Source organism: Deltaproteobacteria bacterium, assembly GCA_018668695.1.
In the GTDB taxonomy this organism is placed as follows: Bacteria; Myxococcota; XYA12-FULL-58-9; order XYA12-FULL-58-9; family JABJBS01; genus JABJBS01.
In genome coordinates this window covers 1-2,783 of record JABJBS010000014.1, presented here as the reverse complement: position 1 = coordinate 2,783, position 2,783 = coordinate 1, and the positions used below count along the sequence as shown (strand labels likewise).

The following is a 2,783-nucleotide window of genomic DNA, read 5'->3' as shown; positions in this document are numbered from 1 at the left end:
TCCGTCAAACTGGGCGGCTAAATCACACCCGCGCAGAAATGACGAGTCCATCCCTGGGCGGGGCTATGCGACCTACGTACTGAAGGTTCTCCTTCCCCCGGGAAGCACGGGTTCCGCTTTGATGCTAACGTCTGAACATCAAGGCAGCGCAGCTCGATATTCGATCATCGAGTCTCAATCCGGTTCAGTCATTGGGAAAGTATATCAAGGCAATCCAGGTATAAGCTACGAAGAAGAATCCTCGGTGTGGTTGAGTGTTACGGCTCAATTTCATTCGCCTGAGCAGGATGAATTACAGATATATTTACACCTTAGTAATTTTCGGCATGCCAGGGGGGGCACCTGGAGTGTACCGGGCTTGGGTACCGATAAGGATGTCCTTGAGAAAGACTCATCCTACCACATCCGTAGTTTTTCTATTTTTGGAATTTGTTTTATAATCGCTCTCTACCACTTCGTGCTCTACATGCAGCGCCGTGAAGATAAGTCGACTATATTTTTCGGGCTTTTTTGTGCGGGAGTCGCGATTCGCCAGTCTTGTACAGGGCATTTTTATCAAGCGTTAGGTGGCGGTTTTGGGCCTAATGAATTTGGGACCTTATTGTTTATTGAGTACATCATGAACCCGCTAATTATAATAAGCGCAGGGTTCTTTGTGCACAGTTTGGTCCCGGGTCAACGATTTTTCCGATTTGTAGTCATCGGCATTCTGGGTTTTGGACTAGCTTTAGTTTTATTTACCTGCAGCGTTCCCAGTCTTATCTATTCAGAATATGTGGTGCTCTACCAGATTCATATTCTTTGTGCTTCCTTCGTGTCTCTTGGCTATCTCTCATTAAGAGCGCTTCAAGGTCACGTAATTGCTCGATGGGTATTGTTTGCCCTGGCGGCATTAGTGATAGGTGGCTTGCACGATATTCTAGTTGCACGCACCATTTTACATAACGATTATATTGTTCCTTACACCTTTGTTTTCTTCATTCTCATGCAAAGCGCTATCTTGTCGGGGCGCGCTGCTCGGGCTCATCGCCAAGCCGAGCATTTGAGCAAGAATCTCCGGCAAGAGGTTGACGAGCAGACAAAGGATTTAAGACTCAAGACAGTTGAGGCGCAAGAGGCAACACTTACTGCGGTAGCTGCGAATGCCGAACTTAAGCAAGTGAATGCACGCCAGTTAGGTCACGCAAATAACTTATTGGTTCAGTCGGAGAAACTATCTCAACTGGGGTCTATGATCGCGGGTATTGGTCACGAGATAGCCAATCCGATTGGTCTCATCTCGATGACTGCTGAGAATTTTAAATGGACCACGGATAAGTTGGAACAAACGGTGATGCCAGTGTTCACGGGAAGCGTAGAGGCCGAAGAGGCAGGCAAAAAAATTCAATCACTTATTGATGAGCTTCGGGACATCAACGATGCCACAACCATCGGTTCCAATCGTCTAAAAGATTTGAGTATGGCCCTTCGTACGCAGAGCCGTATGGATTTAGAGGCAACACCAGCGGTTGATATTAACGAAGTGATTCACGAAGCTATGGTTATAGCGGGGGGCCGAACGAAGGTACATGAGGTTCTCGAGCGTCTGAGGGAAGTTCCTTTAATTACTTGCTATCGAAGTAGAATAGGTCAAGTGGTAACCAATCTTTTGGCTAATGCAGCCGATGCTTTAACTGAAAAGGTCGACTTTGTTCGAGCTGCCGATGGTACAGCCTTTCTTGGAAAAATTTCTGTCGAAAGTAAACCAGCCAAGCGAGAAGAGGTTGAGGGTGTTCTGGTCTCTATATGCGACAATGGCGACGGGGTGCCTAAGAGTATTCGTGATAATATATTCGATCAGTTCTTTACTACGAAACCAGCCGGAGTAGGGACTGGTCTTGGTCTTTCCATGTGCGCTGACATAGTAAAAGAGCACAGCGGAATGTTGACTGTCACCGATGACCATCACCTCGGTGGAGCGCGATTCGAACTTTGGCTTCCGCTTGAGTTGGGTTCGGTCGCTCGAGGGGATTTGATTTTGTGAGAGAGCTGTTAAGTCAGCTGCAATAAATCAAGGCGTATAGGTTACACCCACGCTAAACGATTGAAGAACCTCGGTCCGGATTTGGTCACCGCCGCCCGGCGCAGATGATGTGTTGTTGGTCATCGTAAGGCCGAAGTCGAGTATGAATCCAGTATTGATGGCCCAGTGGTCCAGAATTGCGATGGAGGCACCGGCGGAAACATAATTGTGAGGTAGCGAGAGGTCGAGGTCTGATCGTGTTACGAGAAAGGGTGTACCGTGTGCATAGCCCGTTCCTATTGTAAGAAAATCAGTGAAAGCATATTCCACGCCTGCACTTACAAAAAGTGAGTCAACCATGTCTCCATAGGCGGTTGCTCCGGAGATTGAGTTGATTGCGATAAATAGACTTGTGGTCGCTAAGAGAGCGGGTGTGATTTGGTAGTCTACGCCGGCCATAATGAAGGGTGATTCACGAGAGTCTGATTTTGCACCATTGGCGAAGCTCGTGGTGGAGAACATTGATTCAAGGTTTGGGTTACCTGTGAAGGCCGTTTCATTTTCCAGTTCCAGAGCGCCACTTAGTTCTGTATGTAGGCCAATACTTAGTTCGTCTGTAGGCTGAATATGAACACCTAAAATGATGGAATGTCCTATGCCGTCTGAATTCACCGTAATGGTGGCATCCGAGAGCATATCCGGTAGCTCGGCTCCAGTAAGGGTAGCGCCACCCACGCCAACAGCGAGAGCCTTTACATGGCCTTTATAACTTCGGAGTGCG

Annotated in this window: 2 protein-coding genes; one reads left to right on the top strand and one right to left on the bottom strand. The window is 47.8% G+C overall.

Annotation, left to right across the window (positions count from 1 at the left end; translation table 11 throughout):
• Positions 1 to 121: 121 nt before the first annotated feature.
• A complete protein-coding gene (locus tag HOK28_00650; protein ID MBT6431568.1) occupies positions 122 to 2,023 on the top strand; it encodes a hypothetical protein in 1,902 nt (633 codons plus the stop codon).
• Positions 2,024 to 2,050: 27 nt separating this feature from the next.
• Here the strand turns inward: HOK28_00650 and HOK28_00645 are convergent.
• Positions 2,051 to 2,783 (bottom strand): hypothetical protein (locus tag HOK28_00645; protein ID MBT6431567.1); only part of this gene is annotated, 733 nt, incomplete at its 5' end.